The 23,344-nt window shown below is 41.9% G+C and carries 21 protein-coding genes; 5 read left to right on the top strand and 16 right to left on the bottom strand.

Going from position 1 to position 23,344, the window contains the following annotated elements; translation table 11 throughout:
• Positions 1-57 precede the first annotated feature (57 nt).
• The 8 genes from P2W82_RS16960 to P2W82_RS16925 all read right to left on the bottom strand — a co-directional run bounded on the left by P2W82_RS16960 (position 58) and on the right by P2W82_RS16925 (position 11,006).
• Positions 58-558: an ester cyclase gene (locus tag P2W82_RS16960; RefSeq protein ID WP_336517107.1), complete on the bottom strand. Its 501-nt coding sequence runs from the start codon at positions 556-558 to the stop codon at positions 58-60.
• Between the two features lie 394 nt (positions 559-952).
• Positions 953-2,995: a tetratricopeptide repeat-containing sensor histidine kinase gene (locus tag P2W82_RS16955; RefSeq protein WP_336517106.1), complete on the bottom strand. Its 2,043-nt coding sequence runs from the start codon at positions 2,993-2,995 to the stop codon at positions 953-955.
• Between the two features lie 33 nt (positions 2,996-3,028).
• On the bottom strand, positions 3,029-3,775 hold the full coding sequence (locus P2W82_RS16950; protein ID WP_336517105.1) for a LytR/AlgR family response regulator transcription factor: 747 nt from the start codon (positions 3,773-3,775) through the stop codon (positions 3,029-3,031).
• 116 nt (positions 3,776-3,891) lie between these two features.
• Positions 3,892-4,761, bottom strand: a complete 870-nt coding sequence (locus tag P2W82_RS16945) for an alpha/beta hydrolase family protein (protein ID WP_336517104.1) — start codon at positions 4,759-4,761, stop codon at positions 3,892-3,894.
• 79 nt (positions 4,762-4,840) lie between these two features.
• Positions 4,841-6,139: a Zn-dependent hydrolase gene (locus P2W82_RS16940; protein ID WP_336517103.1), complete on the bottom strand. Its 1,299-nt coding sequence runs from the start codon at positions 6,137-6,139 to the stop codon at positions 4,841-4,843.
• A gap of 293 nt (positions 6,140-6,432) precedes the next feature.
• Entirely contained in the window at positions 6,433-6,882 is a 450-nt protein-coding gene (locus P2W82_RS16935) for a YybH family protein (protein ID WP_336517102.1), read from the bottom strand.
• 229 nt (positions 6,883-7,111) lie between these two features.
• Positions 7,112-10,483, bottom strand: coding sequence for a two-component regulator propeller domain-containing protein (locus P2W82_RS16930; RefSeq protein WP_336517101.1), 3,372 nt, complete (start codon positions 10,481-10,483; stop codon positions 7,112-7,114).
• A 169-nt stretch (positions 10,484-10,652) separates the two neighbouring features.
• Entirely contained in the window at positions 10,653-11,006 is a 354-nt protein-coding gene (locus P2W82_RS16925) for a DUF4260 domain-containing protein (protein WP_336517100.1), read from the bottom strand.
• Positions 11,007-11,149: 143 nt separating this feature from the next.
• Between P2W82_RS16925 and P2W82_RS16920 the strand changes: the two genes are divergently transcribed.
• Entirely contained in the window at positions 11,150-12,544 is a 1,395-nt protein-coding gene (locus tag P2W82_RS16920; protein WP_336517099.1) for a hypothetical protein, read from the top strand.
• Between the two features lie 13 nt (positions 12,545-12,557).
• On the opposite strand, the gene P2W82_RS16915 is transcribed toward P2W82_RS16920, so the two are convergent.
• Positions 12,558-12,755, bottom strand: coding sequence for a hypothetical protein (locus tag P2W82_RS16915; RefSeq protein ID WP_336517098.1), 198 nt, complete (start codon positions 12,753-12,755; stop codon positions 12,558-12,560).
• A gap of 305 nt (positions 12,756-13,060) precedes the next feature.
• On the opposite strand from P2W82_RS16915, the gene P2W82_RS16910 reads away from it, so the two are divergent.
• Complete coding sequence (locus P2W82_RS16910; protein WP_336517097.1) at positions 13,061-13,624, top strand: hypothetical protein; 564 nt, start codon at positions 13,061-13,063, stop codon at positions 13,622-13,624.
• 32 nt (positions 13,625-13,656) lie between these two features.
• On the opposite strand, the gene P2W82_RS16905 is transcribed toward P2W82_RS16910, so the two are convergent.
• From P2W82_RS16905 to P2W82_RS16895, 3 genes are read right to left on the bottom strand one after another with little or no spacing between them, the layout of a single operon-like run.
• A complete protein-coding gene (locus P2W82_RS16905; RefSeq protein ID WP_336517096.1) occupies positions 13,657-14,559 on the bottom strand; it encodes an HNH endonuclease in 903 nt (300 codons plus the stop codon).
• 49 nt (positions 14,560-14,608) lie between these two features.
• Positions 14,609-15,142 carry a DNA cytosine methyltransferase gene (locus P2W82_RS16900; RefSeq protein WP_336517095.1) on the bottom strand — a complete coding sequence of 178 codons (534 nt, stop codon included), beginning with the start codon at positions 15,140-15,142 and terminating at the stop codon, positions 14,609-14,611.
• The gene (locus tag P2W82_RS16895; protein WP_336517094.1) at positions 15,139-15,495 is read right to left on the bottom strand and encodes a DNA cytosine methyltransferase; all 357 of its coding nucleotides are present in this window, start codon (positions 15,493-15,495) and stop codon (positions 15,139-15,141) included. The genes P2W82_RS16900 and P2W82_RS16895 overlap by 4 nt, the downstream gene beginning before the upstream one ends.
• 172 nt (positions 15,496-15,667) lie before the next feature.
• On the opposite strand from P2W82_RS16895, the gene P2W82_RS16890 reads away from it, so the two are divergent.
• Entirely contained in the window at positions 15,668-16,405 is a 738-nt protein-coding gene (locus tag P2W82_RS16890; RefSeq protein ID WP_336517093.1) for a glycine-rich domain-containing protein, read from the top strand.
• Between the two features lie 122 nt (positions 16,406-16,527).
• On the opposite strand, the gene P2W82_RS16885 is transcribed toward P2W82_RS16890, so the two are convergent.
• On the bottom strand, positions 16,528-17,664 hold the full coding sequence (locus P2W82_RS16885) for an ATP-binding protein (protein WP_336517092.1): 1,137 nt from the start codon (positions 17,662-17,664) through the stop codon (positions 16,528-16,530).
• 143 nt (positions 17,665-17,807) lie between these two features.
• Between P2W82_RS16885 and P2W82_RS16880 the strand changes: the two genes are divergently transcribed.
• Positions 17,808-17,960, top strand: a complete 153-nt coding sequence (locus tag P2W82_RS16880) for a hypothetical protein (protein ID WP_336517091.1) — start codon at positions 17,808-17,810, stop codon at positions 17,958-17,960.
• Positions 17,961-18,176: 216 nt separating this feature from the next.
• Here the strand turns inward: P2W82_RS16880 and P2W82_RS16875 are convergent, their stop codons facing one another.
• From P2W82_RS16875 to P2W82_RS16865, 3 genes are all read right to left on the bottom strand, one after another.
• Positions 18,177-18,347, bottom strand: a complete 171-nt coding sequence (locus P2W82_RS16875; protein WP_336517090.1) for a hypothetical protein — start codon at positions 18,345-18,347, stop codon at positions 18,177-18,179.
• 52 nt (positions 18,348-18,399) lie between these two features.
• Entirely contained in the window at positions 18,400-20,814 is a 2,415-nt protein-coding gene (locus P2W82_RS16870; RefSeq protein WP_336517089.1) for an ABC transporter permease, read from the bottom strand.
• A 313-nt stretch (positions 20,815-21,127) separates the two neighbouring features.
• Positions 21,128-22,066, bottom strand: a complete 939-nt coding sequence (locus tag P2W82_RS16865) for an SDR family oxidoreductase (protein WP_336517088.1) — start codon at positions 22,064-22,066, stop codon at positions 21,128-21,130.
• A gap of 191 nt (positions 22,067-22,257) precedes the next feature.
• Here P2W82_RS16865 and P2W82_RS16860 point away from each other — a divergent pair, with 191 nt between their 5' ends.
• Positions 22,258-23,286: a DUF4421 family protein gene (locus P2W82_RS16860; RefSeq protein ID WP_336517087.1), complete on the top strand. Its 1,029-nt coding sequence runs from the start codon at positions 22,258-22,260 to the stop codon at positions 23,284-23,286.
• Positions 23,287-23,344 lie beyond the last annotated feature (58 nt).

The following is a 23,344-nucleotide window of genomic DNA, read 5'->3' as shown; positions in this document are numbered from 1 at the left end:
GTTTTTTACTTCATACACCGTTTTTATAAAACCACCTGGAAATGTGAGGGGCCAACATCACATCGGTGGAATTACCCCAAGTTTTTGCATCAGTCCCAGGTCATCAGCGTAATCCCTTTCTTCAGTAATTTTCCCATTCACCATTCTGGCGATAGTAACTCCTTCAACAGTAATTCGTTTTCCTGTGGGTTTAATTCCGGCAAAGTCACCGGTATGCGTACCTGTAAATGACCAGCGCTTGATTACATGGTCGCCCTGCCCGTAAATTTCCAGCACTTTGAAATCACGGTTTGAAAATCCGGTTACATATTCGCTGAAATATTTCCGAACTGCGTCAACCCCCTGCAGATGAGTGGTAACATTGTCGTACACAACTGCAGGCGCGAATGCGGAATCAAAAACAAGCAGATTTCCTTTGTTGGCAATTTCATCCCAGGCATTGCTGTATATGCGGATATTCTCTTCCACCATGCCATCATTCTTTTCGGATTCACAACCCGCAATGAGTAAAGCGCCAGTGAAAATCCACACCAAAACAGACCTGTATTCTCTTTTCATTTGAAATAATTTAACCAGTAAGAGAAATGGACATTTTCAGGGGATGGGGAATGGCATCAAAACGATTAGCCGGACTCTGCAGCTGTTTGAAAATGGATATAAGTGAAATCCTCAATGTTACGGCTGCTAATCCGGAGATAATCGCATTTTAAACCTACACCTTATTTTAAGCAGCGATACTGGCGATTGGACGAAGCCGGGGAAATGTTGTCCGGAGAGGGAAGAAAAATTTTCGGAGAATACATGGAGAGAAACAGAAACAGAAAACAGCAACAGTGAAGAAAGGCGAAACTGAAAACTGGAATGAAGAGAAAATTGGCAAAGTCAGAAACTGGTTGATTGTAGAGACGCGATGCATCGCGTTTCTACAATCAACGCCTGCCTCCTGCCTTCCCTAAGCTGCCCGGTCGACTTTAAACTCAAAATACAAATGCGTTCCGTTAGCAGATACCTCCTTCATCGTTCCGTTGAGCTGTGTAGTTAACAACGCAACGAGCTGACCTCCGAAGCCGGTTCCTTTGGTATCGCCATTTTTACCGACCCCATTATCAGAAACCACCAACTGAAGAATGCCTTTTTCCTTTTTCTGTAAACTGATCTGCACCTTTCCATCACGCCCATTGGGAAATGCATATTTGAGCGTATTGGTGAGTAGTTCATTTACAATCAATCCCAGCGGGACCGCTGTATCAATATCGACATTCAGCCGCTCCATCGCACACTCCACCTGTACGCGGCCTTCTGCTCCAAAAGAATCAAGAATGCTTTCGCTCAGATTGATGAAATAGTCTTTCATTTCAATTGTACCCAGCGCATCTCCCTGGTATAATTTCTGATGTACGATGCCGATGGATTGAACCCTGTTCTGCCCGGCCAGCATAGCGTCTTTCGTATTAGGATCGTCGATCTGTGCGCTCTGCAATGCAAGCAGACTACTCACAACTTCGAGATTGTTTTTTACGCGATGATGAATTTCCCGCAAAAGCAATTCTTTATCCTTCAGCAGGTCATCCGTTCTCTTTTTCTCCACGGCCAGTTTATTTCGCTGACGGTAAACCACAACCGTAAATGCTATGGCCAGCGCGAGCCCTGCAATGCTGAAATTACGAATGTTCCTTTGTCGCCTTAGTTTTGCAGCAGCAAGTACATCCTTTTTCTCCTGTTCAGCTTTCGCCTCCGCTGTTTTCTTATCACTCTCATATTGCATTTGTGAAGCGACCAGTTTTTTCAGCGTTTCGCTATTGAATGTACTGTCGCGCGCAACAGTAAACTGACGGTAATTGAGATAGGCATTCTTCCAGTTGCCCGTTGCACTATCGAGCAACTGAACACCATGATAATAATCGCGATCAAAAAGACTGCTTTTCAGATCTTTGCTGTAACTCCTCGCACTGTCAAATGAAATTTTTGCAAGACGATACTCTTTCAATCCCGTATAAACACCGCCAAGCGCAACAAATACATTCGCTATTGCGCCTCTGTTCGAAACTGATCGGTAACGCTCCAGAGCAATCAGAAAATTCTTCCGCGACTCAGCAAAATTTTGCTGTTGCAGATAAAAGCCGCCTAGACTGTTATATGCATGTGCAATGGACTGCGCACTTGCCTGCTCTTCCGCAACCTTAAGCCCTTGCTGGTAATGCTTTAGCGCTTCTGCCGGATTGCCGTTTTTTTTATAGATATCACCAATCAGACTTTCGACATACGGAATCTCGTCGTGTTCACCGGTTTCACGAAAAGCCTTGATGGCCATACGGAAATATTTTAAAGCATCGATCTCGTTCTCCATTTTATACATGTTCAATCCAAGACCGATGGCCCCGTGCGCTATTCCTACTTTATCGCCCAGTTCTTCTGTAATCTTCAGATACTCAAAGAGTGCCTTTGCAGATTCCGTTGTATTTCCTTCCATTTCATACAGGTAAGCCTGTATGTCATATACTGCACAGACATTTCGCTTTTCGCCAATTTCCCGGGCATATTGCAGGGCATCGGCAAGATACTTCTTAGCCTCCTGGTAACTGCCGGAATCCAGGTAGTCCTGTGCAATAGAAATCATCACGTTGGAAATCATTTTTGATTCTCCCAGTGATCTGAAAATTTTCAATGATTTGAAATGATTGTCCAGCGCTACCTTAAAATTTCCACGCCGCCAGTGAACCCGCCCTATGCGATAATGGAGCTCCGCGATTTTTTTCTGATTCCCTGTTTTATCGGCGAGTGAAAAAGCTTCCTGTTCAAACACAAACGCATCCGGAAGATCATACCAGCTGTGGATCATGATGGCATCTAACATCAGGTCAAGTTTTTTCTCATCATTCTCCGCCACATTTATCGCCATCTTTATTGAATCGAGTCGCTGCCTGTCACTAACCTGCGCCGGTGAACTATGTACCAGCTGAATCATTAATGCGATAAGTAGAACAAAGAATTTCATGGGAAAATATTGCTGATCAATAAAAGCCAGAAATTATAGTGTTTGCATTCTTTGCATCAGTTGCTCTTTGGTACCTGCACCGAATGGCAATTGCACCTGGTTGACAGTTAGGTAGTTTTCAGCTATTTCATCGACATGTAAAATATTTACAAGATAGGATCGGTGTATGCGCAAAAAATACTGCGGTGATAATTTTTCTTCGATGATCTTAAGTGTTATGGATAATACATATTCCTTCTGCCGCGTAAAAATGCGCGAATAATTCCGGTCAGCTTCGAGATACAAAATATCAGAAGTCATGATCTTGATCATCCGGTCTTTATTCCGGATAAAAATCCGGTCCTTGAGAATATACGGTTGTTCGTCACCGGGAGTTGATACGGTTTCCTGTTTCATTTGCTCTTCAGCCATGTGACTGATCGCCAGTTCGATAGCCCGCTGCAGGTCCAGTTGCTTAAAGGGTTTGGTAATGAAGGCTGCAGGCCTGGTTGATTTTGCCCGGTTGAAAGTAGCATCATCAGCGTTGGCCGTCAGGTAGATTACAGCGATATTATATTTCTGACGGATCTGGCTGGCTGTTTCTATTCCATCCATTTTCCCTTTCAGCTGAATGTCCAGTAGCACTATATCGGGTTTGTTCTCCGCAATATGTACCAGTGCTTCTTCGCCCCTGGGTAAAATACCGGTAACCTCATAGCCAAGACCCGTCAGCTGCATGGAAATTTTTGCAGCGATGATCATCTCATCTTCTACAATCAGAATCTTTACCGGACTTTCCATGATTGAATTTAGTAAATCTGCTTCTCAGGCCAATGAATAATCCAAAATCATAAGTAAGCAGCTTCGGTGATATTAAAATCCGCTGAGAAAGATCCCATTTGATTTCTGCCGCCATGCTATCGATCCAGGAATTGCAGCACAAGGTTCATGAGAGACACCCTTTTGTTGGTGAAAGAATGATCAGTTGGCCAGACTTTATAATCGAAATAAATATGGTTGGCACTTCGCATTTGGTCGGCGAGAATTTTGTTTTCCTGATGTTCGTCCAGCATAATGATTTGTTTTTCAGCAAGTGCCGGATGAATAAGATTGTACCGTGAAGGGTTTGCTATTACCGGCGTGAAAATTTCTTCCACCGGCGTATTCAACACAAAATAACTCATCCCGCTCCTGGGGTTACTTACCATTGCCTTCAATTGTTTCTCGGGGATATTTTTCATTTCCCTGTAAATATCCCAGGTCGACAACGCAAAACCTTTTTTCACACCGGGTAGAGCAGACAATGCCTTTAAGGCTACCCAGGCGCCCATGCTATGTCCGAATAAAACAATATTGGTTGTATCTATCTTCAACGAGTCACTGTATTTTTTGCAGAATGCAACAGTATTGACAACGTCTTCAACACAGTTTTCAAAACTGAACCGGCCCTGGCTGCCCCAGGAGCCACGATAATCAAAATAGATCACGTTCCAGCCGTGGGACCGTACCACCTGCGCCAGGTCCAGGTTGCGTTCGTTACCAGGATAGCCATGCAATAACAATAATGTCGGATGTTTTTGGGCGCCATTAGCCCTGTAGATAAATCCTGCCAGCAAAGAATTGTCTGAGGGAACAAACAATTCGGTTGCCCCTGCCGGTGAGTCAGGATCCCATTCCAGATCTTTCAACACAATCGAACCGGATTGTGCTTTACAGAATGTAGAAATCAATAATGAGAAAAAAAGGAGTACTGAAAACGAAAATGACTTTTTGATATGCGTAGCCATTATTTGCTGATTTTGAATATTCAGCTATTAAGGTAATGTTTCAAACAGGAATAAAATCAATCCTGCATCGAAGTCCTTTCTACTTTAATTCCCTGTCCAAAGTCAGCACTGTATTCAACAGCACAGTTGCCCCTCTTGCCATATCTGCTGATGTCGAAAATTCTTTCGGAGAGTGACTGATACCTCCGATGCTGGGAATGAAAATCATTCCTACAGGACAGATCAGCGCCATTTCCTGCGCATCATGTCCCGCGCCACTCTGCATATATCTGACGGAATACCCCAGTTTGGTTGTTACACGCATTATTGCATCCTGGACAGTTTTGTCTGTAAGTGCCGGTTTTGTATTTACATTCTGTTCCTGGAAACTAATAGTAGTACCGGAGCTGCGTGCAATACTGTCTGATTTTTGTTGGATCCGTTTAAAAACTGATTCTATTTTCTCTGAGGAAAGATCGCGTACTTCAAGGATCATCTTCACAATGCCCGGTATCACATTCGGTGCACCAGGTTCTGTACTGATTTTTCCCACGGTAGCTACCTGTTTACCTTCGAAACTGTTGGCCGCTTCATTAACTGCGATCACCAGGCGTGAGGCTGCGAGCAATGCATCTTTTCGCATATCCATGGGCGTTGTACCAGCATGATTTGCAAAGCCCTGCACGGTTATTTCCCACCATTTGATGCCGACAATTCCTTCGACAATACCAATCTGAATCTTTTCTTTTTCAAGAATTCCGCCTTGCTCAATATGCAGCTCCAGGAATGCCGCGAGGTCGCCTCGATTCAACTTCACTTCTTTTACACGATCAGGATCTCCACCAATCCTTTTAATACCTTGACCAATTGTACTGCCGCTGTTTGTATTTTGTGCCAGGGCTGCTGACGTCAGTTCTCCGGCGAGCGCCAGGCTGCCCACCGTACCGCCTTCTTCATTTGCAAATATGATCAGCTCCAGCGGATGTACGGTCGTGATGTTATTTTCATTCAATACAGTGATCAGCTCCAGTGCCCCTATCGATCCGACACATCCATCATAATTTCCACCCAGCGGAACCATGTCGATATGCGAACCAAAAGCAATCGGCTTCAGTAACGCGTTTTTTCCCTTGCGCTTTCCGATGATATTTCCGGCGTAATCGATAGAAACTTCAAGACCTGCTTTCTTCATGAGGTCCATGTACCAGGATCTTGCTTCGACATCCCCTTTTGTAAATGCAATCCTGTTGTTTCGACCCAGGCTGTCTTTTCCAAAACGAGCCAATTCATCGATGCGGGTTTGAATGCGTTGTTCGTTTACATTGATTTGTGCATTGGCTTTCTCAGCTGAAAAAATTTGAAGCGAAACTATAAGTATCGAAATGATGTTCCTGTTCAATTTGAGTTAATTATTAGTGCTCATAAAACATTCATTAATGTGTCTGTCAATTAACGTCTTCGAAAATCGGGAAGAACGCCAGCTTTAACAGCGAAGTGACGGTAGTAAAAACTTAATAACTGAAATTCCCATTACTGTTCATTTTTCCGCATCTTTTTCAGCTTGCGCTGCTTTATTCAGTGCACCTTCTCGAGTATTCGTACTGCAATCGCTGCTGATGAACTTTTTTATTTCCTTAGAGATTATTGGAATTGTCCCGATACAACACATCATCCTTGTATTGAAAAAATGCATCACCGTGATTTAATCAATGTGGAATGCAAGCGATGAATCTTCCACACATTATCCTGTTTTTTCAATACAACAGTTTCAAGCCAATGCACAGAACGGTTTTGTCCATTAGCCGTGATATCCGCCGTATTATTATACGTTGCCCAGGCCAATTCGCCTGAAAAACCAGTGTCCACCATCCCGATCGTATTGATTCGTTTAAAATCTTTTGCCATATTGGTTCTTATCGCTCTTCTGATCAAAGAATCCAGGTTCCAGGTCATTCCATATTCGTACAGAATAATATCATCCGTGCAATACTTCTTTATGGCAATGGAATCTCTCGAAGAAAGTGTTTCAAAAAAAGCGACGATGGTTTCTTTTATGCTTCCATCGTTGTTTATGGAATTTTTCTGCGAAAAACCGCTGTTTGCAAACCAAAGAAAAAATACCAACGTTAGAAATGCGCGCATTACCCTATTTATAAATTAAAGTAATCAGAAACTGAGAATTAACAACTGATTGATATACTATCGACAAATTTCGTATTTCAGGAAAGCACACTGGAGAGTGAACTTATTTATTTATTTTTTTGCTGCCATTCAATTGTTTCCTTTGTTCATTTGAGTTCCGGAGACTTGTGAATCTGCATTACAGAGGCACAGAAGATATACAATTGCTCAGGACTGCGTATTCAAATACTTAATAGTACAGCTTTAACACAAATTCGGCACCTTTTCCGGGCACACTGCTTACTTTGAGTTCACCATTATGTGCCTTTACAATATCATAACTTAAACTGAGTCCGAGACCAGTACCCTCACCAGTCGGTTTTGTTGTAAAGAAAGGTTGAAATATTTTTTCAAGCTGTGATTCTGCGATGCCTGTTCCGTTATCTTTTACACTGACCAGCAACGTTCCTCCTATTTTTTCAGTTCCTACCGACACTTCAGGGACATAACCGGATTCATTTTTCTTAGTCCTTTCTTCCACTGCATAAAAAGCGTTATTGAACAAATTCAATAAAACCCTTCCAATATCTCCTGCTACCATATTGATCATTCCCGCAGCGCTATCAAATGAAGTTGCAATCTTAATAGTTATATCGTTTTTCCTGGCTTTCCACCCATGGTATGCAATACGAAAATATTCATCGGTAAGCGCGTTAATATCTGTCGGTTCTTTCGCGCCGGTACTACTCCTGGAATGCTCCATCATCGATTTTACAATGGTATCTGCTCTTCGGCCATGCTGACTGATTTTTTCGAGATTAATTTTTATATCTGATGCTATCCCGGTGGCTTCGTCAATTTCATTCTTTTTAATAGCATCTTGCATCTCGTCGATCAACTCAACAGAAACCTCTGAGAAATTGTTTACAAAGTTCAGCGGGTTCTGAATTTCATGCGCAATACCAGCAGTGAGCACACCCAGGGAGGCCATTTTTTCCGACTGTATCAACTGCGCCTGGGTTGATTTCAACTCATCATATGCTTTTTCAATTTCCCGTGCATGTTCCAGTTCGAGCTTCCTGCTTTTCTCTTCCTGTTTTCGAACGATTCTTTGTCTTTGCATTTGGAAAAGGAATGCGATTAATGCAATAGCGGCGAGCCCATAGAAAATATACGCGGTATTGGTTTTCCACCATGGTGGTAATACTGTAATGGGAAACTCAAGCCCTTTCTCATTCCAGAGTCCGGAGTTGTTTGATGCTTTTACTCGAAATGTATAGGTACCCGGCGGCACTTTTGTATAAACGGCTTCCCGCCCTGTTCCGCTCTCAATCCAGCGATTATCAAAGCCTGCTAACTGATAGGCATACCTGTTACCGGAAGGATTGGTATAATTTAAAGCGGCAAAACGGATGGAGAAAAAGTTTTCATTCGGTTTCAGAACGATTTCCTCTTCACCGGTAATTCCCGGTACAGGACGATTTGCAATACTAAACTCTGTTAACACGACCGGAGGCAGGTACGGATTTGCTTTTATCTGGTCCGGGAAAAATGCATTTAATCCATAGCCTCCTCCAAAATAGATCATACCATCAGACCCTTTCATACCCACACTCTCAGAATAATTACCACTAAACATATTGCTCTGTAAACCATCGTTGGCATTAAAGTTCATGACGTGTAAATCAGGATAGGAAAATCTGCAGATGCCATTGTCTGTTGATAGCCATAGATATCCTTTGTCATCTTCGATAATGGAGTAAATACTATTTCCCGGAAGCCCCTGTTTTGTTGTGAACCTTGAAAAACTGTCTGCTTTGAAATCGTATTTCACTAATCCGCCATCCAGTGTACCTAACCAGAGATTTTGTTTTGAATCTTCAAGAATTGCTGTGCCTGTATTCGAACTGATCGTGTTGTTGTTGGTTTGATCATATTCAAAATGGGACATGGTCTTCGAAACAGGATCAAACCTGCTCCAGGCCTGGCTTCCCAGTCCCATCCAGATCGTTCCGTTGTGATCTTCGAGGATATTTAATACCCACCAGTCGCTGACCGTTTTCTCCCTGGTTATCGGATCAAAAGGATAACTTACATATGTACTGTTTTCAGGGTTGAAAACGATATGCCCATTCGATGTGCCAAGCCATAGCAAACCATTATGATCTTCTGCAATCGTAAAAATGGAACTGATCGCGGAATTGTCCAGGAAATCATGATCAAGTTCTGTATGGATAAATTTTTTACCGGCTTCATCATACCGGGAGATCGTTTCACCGTTCGCCACCCACATCCTTCCTTTTCGATCTTTATGGATAGCGCTGACAATATCACTGCGCAGTGACTTCGGATTTGTTGGATCAGCGGCGAAGTGAATGATTTTATCAGCTTTCTTGTCCCAGATATGCAAACCACCTTTCATTGTTCCAATCCATATCCTGCCCTGGTTATCTTCCTCCAGCCCGATGACTCCCAGGCCAATGTCTTTTTCAGTAAACCCTGAACTGAAACGTTTTTTACCAAAATTATTTTTTTGCAGATCAGCTTGTATCAGTCCCGCTGAACTTCCCACCCAGATTGATCCGGCGCGATCATTGATAACAGAAAAAGCGATCGCCTCCGGAAACCCGGTAAACATTTTTTGGAGCGAGGCTTCATTTAGAAAAGCTTTTTGATTCTTATTGAAAATATGAATACCATCCAGCGTTACTATCCATAAATTTCCTGATTCATCTTCAGCAAAACATTGTTTCGACATTACCGTATTCGTAACAATTCTTTTTGAAGGCGGATGGCCATAGTGTGTGAATTTGCCTGTTTTTTTATTCAGATGATCAAGTCCCTGGTCGCCCGTCAGTATCCAGAAGTCTTCATCGTTTGAGGTATAGATTGTGTGAACCCGGCCACTCGCAATGCTGTTAGAATCCCCGTCAATATGTACGAATTGTTTAAAGTTTCTTTCCGTATCTCGCGAATTTTTTTTGACAGTCGGCTCGGATAGAAAAAGTCCGTTGTCTGTTGCGACCCACACATTTTTCTCCTTGTCTGAATAAAGCGCTCTGATACCAGTATAGAAGGACGTGCTTTTGTCGGTTTTCAACCCCAACTCAGCCGAATAATTTTTAGCTAAAAACTGTCCTGTTTCAGGATCGACTTTTCTTAACTCTCCTTTGAATGCTCCGCCTACCCATATAAAGCCGTCTTTGTCTTCAGCTATGTTCTGTACATACTTGAATGCATAGGGATTGTGCGGACTATTGTGCAACCGCAAAAATTTCTCCGTTCCTGGATCGAACCGACACGCCCATTCACTGGTACCAACCCATATATAACCCCTGCTATCTTCGTAAAGAGCAATCACCTGGTTTTTGGAAATAGAAGTGGTGTCATCGGGTACAGACTTAAATGTTTTGAATTGGTAACCGTCGTATTTTACGAGACCGTTTCCCGTACCTAGCCAGATAAAGCCATGACGATCCTGCATCACAGCAAACACAAAAACTGAAGGAAGGCCTTGCTGAAGGGATATGAGATCAAAAACAGGGGCTCTCTGCGCTGGTAATTGCGAGCAGGGAAAAATAAAAAAAAGACCAACGACTTTTTTCAAAAGCCTAGTAAACATCGTCAATGGCTTCATTTAAACAATGGAAACTCCCTTTAATTTACAACAAGGGAAGCTATTTGCATAGGGTTTTCGTTTGTGTATTTAAAAAGGTAAGAAACCAGGAAATAGAAATAAAAATGCCCGCGTGTCAAAATAACAAATCGCGTAAGAACATGAAAATCGTTGACTACTTCATCCATCCCAGGTGTGTATGTTTGAAAGCATCGGGATACTTTAACCCGTAACCGAACACCCGGTCGAAACTGCTGTGTGCAAAAAGTAAAAGGCCAGCCAACATTACCCGATCATCACCGGTAAAATAACCAAAGGCCAGAACGGCAATGGCAACGGCTTTATGGTGAAGCAGGTTATAAGTGAACGCCCCGACCCTGGTATTGATGAGATAGCCGATCATTCCTATGTCCGGAGAAAAAAACAGGATCAGCCAGAGCCACCATGGCAAATGAACTTCCGATAAATAGATAAGGAATATCCCAAGGGCAAACTGTGCCAGCTGTTCGAGTATTAATAAAATACGCATAAAATGCTTTTAATTAACCTTGCATGCAAACACCTGCCAGGTGTAAGACCTCGCAGGTATAAGAGGGTTATTTCACCCAAATATCGGAGGAAAATACCGTCATAAAATGCTTTATGCCCGCTAAGGACTTTTAAATTTGGGTTATGTATGATGTACAACTGGTAGCGCATTATTACGACTCCGACTGTCCTGACCGTGTTTCACAACAAGCAGAAGAAGAATTAAAAAGGCGGATAGAAGAAAATCAGGGCAGACCTTTAGTTCATATGCTGAAGACTTTTATTGATGAGTACCCGGAAAGTCTGATCGAAGCTGGTGCCACTCTTGCTGCACTATACCATATAAAAAAAGAAGAAAAAAAATCTCAGGAGTGGATCAAAAAACTCGTCGCCCGTTATCCGGAAAGTGCTTCTGTTTATAATTTCAGGCTGGAACTTTTATTCGGCAAAGATGATTTTGATGCGATAGAAAAACTGATCGATCTCGAGAAAACTTATCCGGAGCAATTCCCGCAAAGAAAAATTGTATCGGTAGAAGAGTATTTCCGGTACGAATATCATGGAATCCGCTGGCTCCTCGTTAACATGGATACAAATGCAGCAATTGCGAGAGCAACATCATTATCAAAAAAGCTGGAAAGCGTTGATGAGTACAATGATTATATGATGCAGATGGCAGAGTTGTTTGAAGACTATATTCCTGAAGACGAATACACTCCCGAACTGAATGACTTTATAGATGAGCTTTTGCAAGCCGTTAACGGATTTGCATTGCCTAATTTGCTGTACCCCGAATTATCCGTTCTTTTTACTCCTGTTTTATCGGAAAAGGATCTTCCGAAAGTGCGTAACCTATTAAGGCTTGAACCGCTTACCCTGGGTGCTGACCTTTTCGTTATCGTTCATGACTGCTTTGATCCTTTTAAATACCATGATTATGAAAATCAGACAGCAGGTTTTCAGCTGATGCTTTCCCTGATCATGATGGCGGGCATTAATGACGAACACCTGCTGGAAGTATGGTCAATGGTTTTAGAAAAGGACGAAGTATTTCTTGATTTCTGGCTGGGCGACGATCTGGCTGATGAAATGTTTTATGTCGGATATGTTGCGGGTGCAGAAGATCCATCGTTGATTGATGCTATTTTCGATTTCAGCAATAAGACTTTCCAGGCCAACTTTTCGATATTGATTTCTCTGGCGGGTATCGCATGGCATATACCGCAAAAGAGACCGGAGGTACTGGATATTTTTGAGCGCAGGATGAAGGAGCTGCTTGAAGTTCCGTTCAATAGTTTTACTGATCGTCATCGAAAGCTCTTAACTGAATTTATTGATCAGAGCAGTCTTCTGGATGCCAACCGGTTTTCAGGTATATACCGGCTGGCATTAGAAGAGGACAGAGTAGATTTGAATCGTATCGATCCTGATGAAATATTTAACAGGGAAGAAACTGAATTCACAAAAAGATTCCAGTACCCGTTATTCATTGAACTTTTAGAAGATAAATTAGTAAGGCTATATACTGACGGCATGTGATGCCTGGTGCGTATCAGGCATTCAGCGCCTGTGTCTGCTCAGGCTGAATGACAAAAAATTCAGGTGGTTCTGCATTGGCCGTAATCATTTCCTTATACTTTTCTTTTAAAGCTCTTTTATAGCGGCCCAGGAAGCCTGGTTTGGAAAGACTGCTTTTTTCTACATCCACGGACTCAATGAGGTCGTTGCCGAGGTACATCATTAATTTCATAGTATTGGATTTGAAAACAAAATACAATGTGTATCATTTTTTGTCAATATAAAAACTACGTGATAAAGTAGTAATTATACGGTTTGGCAGGGATTAATGTTTGAGAATGATCAAATGCAACTAATAGAGGAAAGGCAATAAATTGGACAAGCCGTGATTTTGAATTAATTATGGTAGCGGAAAAAAGAAATTCGGGGTCGCTTTTCGAAAGCTCATAAGAATGGAAGTTTGAAGTTTTTTGAATTAAAGTTGCGAAAATTGTACTTCACCAATTTTATTAAAAAGTTTATGCCAAAAAGAAGGCAATGATGATGATGAGAAGGATGAAAATATTAGCGTTAGTGATAGGGCTGATTTGTTTTTCCTGCGGAAGCCAGGAAGATTATTTTGACTTTGTGCCACTGGAAAAATATACTTACACCGAAGGCAAACTTGCGTCAGGTACGCGTGTGAAATTGCTGGCCTATTCCGGTGGACAGGAAAATAAGGGTAATAAGATCTACTACTCGCAGTTTCTGGTCGTGCCTGAAAACAGTACCGACACCGTTGTGGTGTTATCGCCGATGATCAGTTACAATAAATCAGAAACAGATAGCTCCAAAATACATACACCGGCATTCAGCTTTAATCCGCCGCCGGATCTTTTAAATGCACGGTTTGATGATCTGGATTCTTTTGCATTGAAAAGTCTGCATTATACCACCGGGATTCCTCAGGAAAATAAAGACGCTTCACAAAATCTTGAGAAGGTGATTGACAATACGCAATTTCAACACCTGGTAATAACGAATAAAAAAATGCCTGAGTTTGACGGGAAGCATTATAAGACTGTGATGGGGGTGTTGCATTTTCGGAAGCAGCCGATGTAGGGGGAGTGGGCAGCGGGCAGTTATTCCTGAGTTTAAATACTATTCCTAGATTCGAGTTGCGATAGCATGTTTTGATGCCGTTCCAAGTATTTTATATTTCCGCCAGATAAATTGTCAATTCGTTCTTTTCCTGTTAATCCGATAACATCATTCTTGTGGCTATTTAACAACTTTGAAAGAACTATTTTACCTTTATTATCGAAACTAATTAGATGTTGGTCAAATAGTGCATCATAGGTTGGACTGAGTAAAATACCGTTTTCAACATCTAAGCGCTCTTCGTTATTTGCAATTTTCCAAGGCATTATGTGAGAAGCAATCAGTATTTCTGGTTTTGTGTATTTTGTTACAGCGCATTTAAATTCCCAACGATATAAAATACTTTTACGGTAAGCGCCTTGACCAACACGAGATATAACCAATCCTTTTCTTTCTGTTTCGTTCGGAACTTCAGAATTTTTATACTCGGGAATAGATTCTTGAGTCGTTCTATCGAAATCAAAATTGTATTCGATAACCGCACTTTTACGTTTCAGAAAAAATTTAATGGCTTGCCTCAGGTTTCCCTTTTCATCTGGTAAGGAAACAAAACCAAATTCCAAAAACTCCAATTCACTTTCGAATCTCACAGGAGCTCCCTTTGCTTTCTGGCTAAATAAGAATATTCTTTTTCCAGTTTTCAGTTGATCTCGTAACACTAAATTGCCACGTTCAAATCTCATATCACCAATTCTACCTTCGCCGGTGTAGGAAAAAACATTACTATTTACCCAACCGTCCTCATAAACATGCCTTCCTTTGTATTGAACATCAAAAAGAAAAATGTAAGGAAATTTACTTGCCGGATATGAAATGCCGGTTTGCGAGTTTCCTCCATATTTGGCATGAATATCTGACCGCATGTAGTATTGTCCGACTTCGAATAATCTTTCCAATTTTCGCTTTTGGAGCAAAAAGGTACATTTTTATATTCATTGCGGTTTATCAATTAAAATACCTCATCGCCACTTCTCCCACCCATTGCCCCATGTGCACGGGAACAGCATTTCCAATCAACTTATACGAGCTCCGTTTATTTTCAAATTTGAAATCATCCGGGAAACCCTGCAAACGCGCATACTCACGTATCGAAAATGGCCGGAGTCCATATTTTGATCTGGGATCTTTGACAAGACGAGTTCCTAAATCTTTTGCATAATGTGCAACACATGTTGGCGCATGTGAATTCGGTAAGTCAGGGTCGACAATTATTGGCAAATCTCTGTACTTCCCTAAAATGCGATTCACAACATATTCCGGCATCTCGACTTCAGGATTTTTTTCTAAGATGTCTTTTAAATGCGGTTTGTTTCTGACAGCTTTGGGCTCTTGTATTGCATAATTTTTTTTGGTCCCAATCAGTATCAATCTCTTTCTCATTTGCGGTAACCAATTCGAAGCGTCGATCGGGCAAAATACATTCACATAATAATTCGGAAGTTTAGTCATGGCCTCCATGACTACTTTAAATTTTCTCATACCCGGACATTTTCGACAACATACATCTCTGGTTGTTCTATGGCGATATGTCTAAAAAAATGTAAGAAGAGATCGTCGCCTGTTCGAGTCCCGTGAATGTCAGCGATAGGAGAATATTTTGTGCATGGATATGTACCAATTATTATATCCGATTTTGGCTGATCGAGTACCGTTTTATCTTTTATGTCAGCATTCAATACACTGTGTGCAAAATAATGTTTATTGGCTCCCATGCAAGTAGTGGCTTCAGGATCTAAGTCGAGAGACTGAATAACATTTACTCCGGCCTTCATCATTCCAATTTCCATTCCTCCACATCCTGAAAAATAGCCCTTGGCTGTCGGTTTATACATGATTCAATTCCTTTAGGTGGAAGCCAAATATACCAGGGAAAAACAATTAGCCAAATTAATTAGCAAATAGTTACTAAAATAATTGGCTATCGCATTTAAGAATTTAATAAAAAGGAAATCTTGCAATCTTGACACACAGGTAAGTCCTATTTATTTTTGCAAAAGTGTCTCTATGACCAAAAAACAACTCTGGCTCAACTTAAAGTCTTACAATTTCTCTCACCTCGTTTCTCCGAATCTCTGGCAGCAATTACAAATTCAATTCAGTGGCGTTAATGGTCCGAACTTAGCCTTCGCCACAAAGCTCTCACGAAAACACGGCTGGAAACAAAAGTTTTCGGTACTTGCTATCAGGGAGTACAAAAAATTCATTTTCCTGGGAATAGTGAGCGACTTCCAGGTGACACCTTCGGAAATCATTGATATCGTATGGCATGAGCACCTGCTCTTTACGAAGTCTTACCGTGAATTCTGCACCGATATCATTCAACACCCGTTTGATCACCACCCGGAATTGGTACCGCTTGCTGACCAGACCGATACATTTCATGCACAGTACCAGGAAACACTGCATTTGTATAAAGCGGAGTTTGGAATTGATCCACCCGAAATCATCTGGGGGAAACCCAAGTTTGATATACGCCTGGTGGATCGTCAGCTGGTACGTTCCGTGAATCTCAAAAAAGAGGTGGATGTTAATCCTGCACTGCATGACAGTACTCCTCTGATCGGTCTATTTAATTCAGAACTGATTTCCGTGCCTGCGGTTGAATATCCGGAATTTAATGGAGGCGACTTTGGCGGCGGTGGAGCCGGTTCTTCCTGGGGTGGAAGCGACGCAGATGCTACAGATGGAGGAGGTGACAGCGGTAGTTGCAGTTCATGCAGTTCGGGTTGCGGAGGGGATTGAACGAGTAAATGATCGTTGAAAGTGAAAGGCCTGCCTACCGGCAAAGACAGGTTTTAGGTGGTAGGTTATAAGTTAGCTTTCCTATATCCCGTTGTAGATAAGCAAAAATTACGGATAAAGTTTTAAAGCAAATACTCTTCCACGTTCTCCGGTGTAACCACATGCGCTTGGGCATCCGGATATGCATTCACGAAAGCTCTGCTGACTTGTCCTTTCGCATTCGGATTCCACTTGCATTCAAAGGCAGAAATTTTTTTACCGGAAGTTTCAATATAATCAACCTCCTGTTGATTTACTGTACGCCAGAAATACCTGCTCATCGTTTTTCCATCGTTACTGATTTTCTTCAACCTTTCGGTCACAAACCAATTCTCCCATAATTGTCCGATATCTGAACGTAATTCTGCATGAGCGAACTGATTAATTACCGCATTTCGCAAACCGTTATCATAGAAGAAAATTTTCATGCTTTTTTTGAGTTCATTACGCGGATTGCGACTAAACGAGTACAAACGATAAACAATAAAAGCCTTCTCCAGGAGGTTGATGTACTTCTCCACTGTTTCCGAATTCAAACCACAAACCTGTCCCAACTCATGATAACTGATCAGCTGAGCTACCTGAAAAGAAAGTGCCTGCACGAGCTTTTCTAGTTTGTCCGGTTTTTGAATGCGCTCCCAGGTTAAAATGTCTTTATACAGATAACTATTCGCCAGTTGTTTAATCCGGGCTTCTTCATCACCAGCAGCATTTACAATATCCGGATAATAGCCATAGATGAGACGATGTTTCAGCAAACGTTTTTCTTCCAGCAGGGAACTGTTATTTACCATTTCACCGAAAGAAAACGGATAAAGATGAAACTCCCATTTACGGCCGGTCAATGGCTCATTAATTTTATTTGCCAATTCAAATGATGAGGAGCCCGTGGCGATCAGCTTTACATCTTTTACCTTATCATAAATTAATTTGAGGCAGATTCCGATGTTTTCAATTCTTTGTGCCTCGTCAATAATGATCGTCCGGTTCTTTCCGATCAAGGATTTAAGCCGTGTAGATGTTGGTTTTTCCAGCATAGCACGGATGTCTGTTTCATCACCGTTCCACCAGGCGACAGGCTGTGTAAACAATTCAGTCATCTCTTCAAGTATGGTAGTTTTACCCGCTTGTCTTGGGCCTGAAAGGATGATTATTTTATTATCTCCAAGGCGCGCCTGAATTAACCGGAAATCTGCCGTTTTACCATTTTTTCGGTTCAATCCGTAAATTTAATATTATTTTTTCGGTTCAATCCGAAATTCTGCTAGTTTTTGACTGTAAAGGTTAATTTTAACTATGGGCCAAGTAGCCGGTTTTTTCACCAATCCATAATTTCTTAAATTGCCTTACAAATCATTTTCTTATGGGACTATTCGACAAAAGCAAACAGAACGATAAAAAGAAAGGCGGCAAAGCTGCAGGCAAACCGGGCGGACCACCACTGAAGGGAAAATCAAATACCAAACCTGCTACCCGCAATACGAAGCTGACTGGCGGAACGAACAGAGGAAGTTAGGGAAGTAAGAAGCCAGGCAGGAGTGAGCAGGCAGGAGAGACATCCCAGAAGCCACCATGCCAACTTCTAAAATTTTGAAAGTCTATCATTTTAAATAGAAAATAGCCGGAATTTCCTCCGGCTATTTTAGCATATTACTTATTATAATTCTTACCACGACCTGGAGACATTCTAAAAAATGAATTTCACCAAGCCATTAATCTATCTCTTTGCTTCTCAACCGCCGGCTGTTCCGGCGAAACCGCTGAAATCTGTTGTTACCACAGCGTAGTTTTTATGTACAGCGATAATGCTCACGCTACCTACAGGATCATTGTAGTTATCGGTTTCGGGCTCACCTTCACTGGCCGTGAAAAAATATTTCCCATCAGGCGAATACACAATCATATCATGCTACGTACCAACACCAATTTCTGTATTACTCATTACCTCCCTGTTCTCATTCCGTCCTCAAACTTTTCACCGGATTCGCCAATGCCGCTTTTATCGACTGAAAGCTGACAGTCAGAAATGCGATCGCAATAATTGATAACAGCGGCAGTAAAAAATAAGTCCAATGCATGTTCGTGCGGAACGCATACCCCTGCAACCAACTGGAGCCCGCAAACCAAGCGATTGGTGCTGCGACGATGAAAGCAATCATCAATAAAAATGCAAATTCGCGATAGAGTAAACGTAATATTGTTGCTACAGAAGCTCCCAGCACTTTACGGATACCAATCTCTTTTGTTCTTTGTAAAGTGGTGAATGATGCGAGGCCAAACAAACCAAGACAAGCTACAAGAATAGCCAGCGTTGTAAATATGGTAAATACATTTCCGAAGCGACGATCGGCGTTGTACTGCTCTCCGAAATGATCATCAAGGAAAAAATATTCGAACGTATTTCCGGGAAAATGAGTTTTCCAGTTTTCTCTCGCAAGTTCAATTGTCTCGGCAGCATGCTGGCCCGAAGTCTTTATGGACATGAAACCATTATATCCCTCGGTGAGCCGGAATATCAAAGGCTCGTATGTTTCTCTCAGCGATTGCTGATGAAAATTCTCCGTGATCCCGATGATGGTATATTGATTACCCCAGAAATCAATTTTCTTTCCGATTGCATCTTCCGGTTTTGCAAGACCTAGTTGTTCAAAACCTTTCATATTGTATACTACCGATTTCTCATCCGAACCAAATGATCTGTCGAATCCTCTTCCGGCGATGAGTTTGATTTTATATGAAGTGAGATAATCGTAGTCAACACCAATTACACGATACTGTTTCTGCGTTGTTTCATCAGCGCCGACGAGCTTGATGGCGCCTGCATTCCAGCTCACCGGCTGGCCGGGAACAGTTGTTGATTTCGTAACGCTGGAAATGAATGGGGCTTTCAGCAGGTCGTTTCTGAAAGCATCCGTGCGTTGTACAAAAGTTGAATCAATGCCCACAGTTCCTGGCCGGATCACCAGCGTCTGATCGATATTCTGACCAAGATGCTGTTTTCGCATAAACTGTATCTGCTGGTAAACGATCACTGTGCCGATCAGCAAAAACAATGATGCAGCAAACTGAAATACAACGAGCGATTTTCTTAAGATCGCGCCCTGGCTGGTGGATGCCAGTTTTCCTTTCAATACTTCTATCGGTCTGAACCCGGACAATACCAATGCGGGATATAAACCTGAAAAGAAAACACCAAACAGAAATAAGGAGATCAATCCGATCCAGAACTGTTGATCTTTCAATAAAGAGAAGGACATATCCTGGCCGGAGAGTTTGTTGAATCCCGGAATTGCCAGCAATACAAGTCCGAATGCAACAACTAGTGCAATAAGATTAAGCACCCCGGCTTCTGAAAGAAATTGTATAACCAATTGTCTGCGTTGCGAACCGATGGCCTTCCTGATGCCCACCTCACGGGCACGGTTAATCGCCCTGGCTGTTGCGAGATTCACATAATTCACCCAGGCAATAATGACGATAAAAAATGCAATGCCCAGCAGCAGGTACACAGTATTACCATCACCATTCTCCCCGGGTTCAAACATCAGATGAGAATAGAGATGGATATCCTTTAACGGCTGCAGAAGATAAATTACCGCGGCATTGTATTTTTTCATGTCGGCAGCGGTATACTTATCCACTACCGGTTTGAATTTTGCTTCTACCTTTTTAGGATCAGCTCCCTTTCGCAAAAGCAGGTAGGTTAAACAGCCGTCCGCCAGCCAGGCAGTTTCCGGAAAATTATCTTTGAAAAACTTTTGAAATGTTGGATAGGAAAGCAGAATATCCGGCTTCAGTTGTGTGTTTGCCGGCGCGTCCTTGTACACCGCGGTAATTGTATAGTTGCTGTTCCGGTTCAGCTCCAGTTTTTTCCCCACCACATCTGTTGTTCCATAAATGCGTCTGGCTGTTGTTTCAGAAATGGCAGCAGTATTGGGTTCCTTCAATGCTGCGGATTTGTCGCCCTTCAGCAAGGGATAAGTAAAGACTTTAAAAAAACTGTTGGTCGCAAAAAATACCTTATCAATTTTTAAAGGCTGATTATCGACTTCTGTAATCACTTTGTCATTGGCAATCAGCTTTACGTAATCTTCAATCTCCGGAATGGCTTCTTTAAATGAGTTTCCGACAGCATAAGCGCCTGCGGCCCATTGTGTGCTTATCTTTCCGTTGTCGTATCTGTCCTGTTGTACACGATAAATACGATCCTTGTTTTCATGGAAACTTTCATAGCTGAGTTCAAATGATACATATTGAAGGATCAATAAACAGGCAGCAACGCCGATGGCCAATCCGATGATGTTGATGGATGCATAGCCTTTCTGGCGGATAATATTTCGCCAGGCGATTTTGATGTAGTTCCGGAACATATATGACGATTGATGCCAGTTCACGACCGGCATATATGTAATAGAGACAAATTAATTGAAAACTTGTTGCTTGAGGTCTTTTGTTCTTTAAAGCTGGACAAATAGAAAGCAAAAACCCGGATTATTCTGTCTTTATTCTTTCGTAGAAGATGAAACGTGTTGTTGTAATTTGATTTGGGGATTTCCTTTACTGGTCTTTCGCCAGATTTCCGCAGTTCCAATTTTCTGCGCAAATTTGCGGGTATTCAATCAGCGCAAATCTGCGGGAACCTTTTCTGTGACATCTAGCGTTATGGAACATTTCAATAGCGTACTACGAAAAAACCTTCATCGGCATCTGCTTTTTCCTATACTCCGGGTCCCGCTCATCGAGAAGAGATTGAACAAATGTTTTTAGATAGGTAGGTGGCATTCCGAACTGCGTGATGGTTTCGTTTTCATCACGACTTTGATTGGAATGTTCGTTTTGGAGACTCAGTTTCATCACACGCGATATACCTGGATGAAATGGTTTAAAAACAGCAGAAAGAATTTTTAATGCAGTTTCAGGAACATGCGACACCCTCGGTACTATCCCTATCGAACGACCGAACTCTTCCGCCACTTCATTCTTAGATAGATTTTCCGGACCTGAAATAGAAATAGTTTTATTGAAATACCACGCATTGCCGGTAATCTGGTTCAATGCGGTTACAACATCGCGGACAGCAATAAAATTATTTTTGTTTTCACCATTACCCAGGATGATCGCTTTTCCTTTTTCAAGAATCTGTTTACCCAGCAGATTGTAGGCATGCCATTCCATAAATGCAGAAAGGCGAAGAATGGTATAATTTATTCCGCTTATCCTGAGATACTCTTCAATATGAAATTTTGTTCTGAAAAAATCCACCGGATGATCATGTGAAACACCATGAATCGAGGTATAAATAAATTGTTTTACACCAGCCTGCTTTGCGACATCAACGAGCATTCGCACGGCTTTATCATCAATAATCACAGATGCATTTTTCCCCCTTCCGATTAAGGAATGAGATGCAATCATTACCACTTCAATATCGTCGAACATCAATCTGTCGGGGACCAGCGTCGATAAATCCCCAACAAAAGGTTTCATGCCTTCACTGATAAGATCGACTGCTTTATCAGGATTGCGTACCAGTCCTGTTACTTTACAACCCTTCCGGAGAAAATGGAGGGCTGTAGCCCGGCCAAGCACACCGGTTGCCCCGGTGATAAAAAGGTGTTGCATAAAAGGGGATTTAGCTTTCTTAATTTAAGCAATCGGCAGGTATTTTCCTATTCTTTTTTTGATCGTTGTTCGTTCTTCGTTGTTCGTTGTATTCGTAGCGTGCCGCCGTCTTACGTTTTACGTTCTACGTTAAACGTTTTACGTTAAAGCCTATATATTTACAAAAAACTGTATTTCTGGAAAAACTGCTGTTGACAATTTTCAGTTTCTCGCTCATTCACCTGTGTGTCACCGGGCAGGAAAAAGATTCTCTCGAAAAAAAACGTAGTCTGGAATTCATCGAGCCGATGAATAAGTATGTAACGCTGAAGTTCACGCAGAGCTCCGATGTGGACGCCTTTACAGTGCATAGTCCCAATTCAAAGATTGAATTGGAACCCAACACGAAAAGCATTAGCCGACTGGCCTTCAACTATAAATTTATTACGATCAGTCTGTCCTTTACCCTCAAGTTTTTACCTGGTAACGACAATGATACTATCCGTGGAAAGTCAAAAAGTAATGGATTTGGATTTGGATTCAATTTCTCTAACTGGTCGCAACATTTTGCCTGGCAAAAAACAAAGGGGTATTACCTGAACAATACCAATGAGTATGTTCCGAATTGGAAGGATGGTCAGCCTTTTATCCAGTTCCCTGATCTTTCGATATTAAACTTTGAGGGAGTAACAGCGTATAAAGCGAATGAAAACTATTCCGTCAACGCGCTGGCTACACAGTCTGAAAGGCAGTTAAAAAGTGCAGGCACTTTTGTCGTTCCATTGAATTACAGGTACTATATGGGAAAAGATAAAACACCACGGAATCGTCCATCGGACATCCGGCAAAAATCTTCCAACCTGGAGCTGACATTGTCTGCAGGGTACTACTACACCTTTGTTCTTAAAAAGACCTTTTATATTGGCATCGGCGCTACGCCCGGTGGAGGTGTTCTTTTCTCGAGAATCACCAGTGAAACCGAAACTGAAAAACAGGTTAGTCATCAAACCAACGGCATTTTCAGGATCGATGGTCTTATCGGTATGGGATACAATGCTGAGCGCTTTTTTGCGGGATTTTATTCCCAGGGTTTTGTCACAAGCTATAAGCAGCAGCGTTCCGTTGTAGTTACTGATGAATCACGTCTTGCATTTCAGTTTTTTATTGGCTACCGGTTGAATGCACCAAAGTTTTTGAAAAACGATGTCGATAAAATGGAACGACTGATGAAAATATTATAGTGATGCCCTGTTAATCACTGTTGGTTGTTTTAATAAAAAGTAATGAAAGGGTTTAACG

The organism is Pollutibacter soli (assembly GCA_029269725.1).
GTDB classification, from domain to species: domain Bacteria; phylum Bacteroidota; class Bacteroidia; order Chitinophagales; family Chitinophagaceae; genus Pollutibacter; species Pollutibacter soli.
Note: the sequence above shows the minus strand (reverse complement) of the source record. Positions and strands in the feature narration are given on the sequence as shown.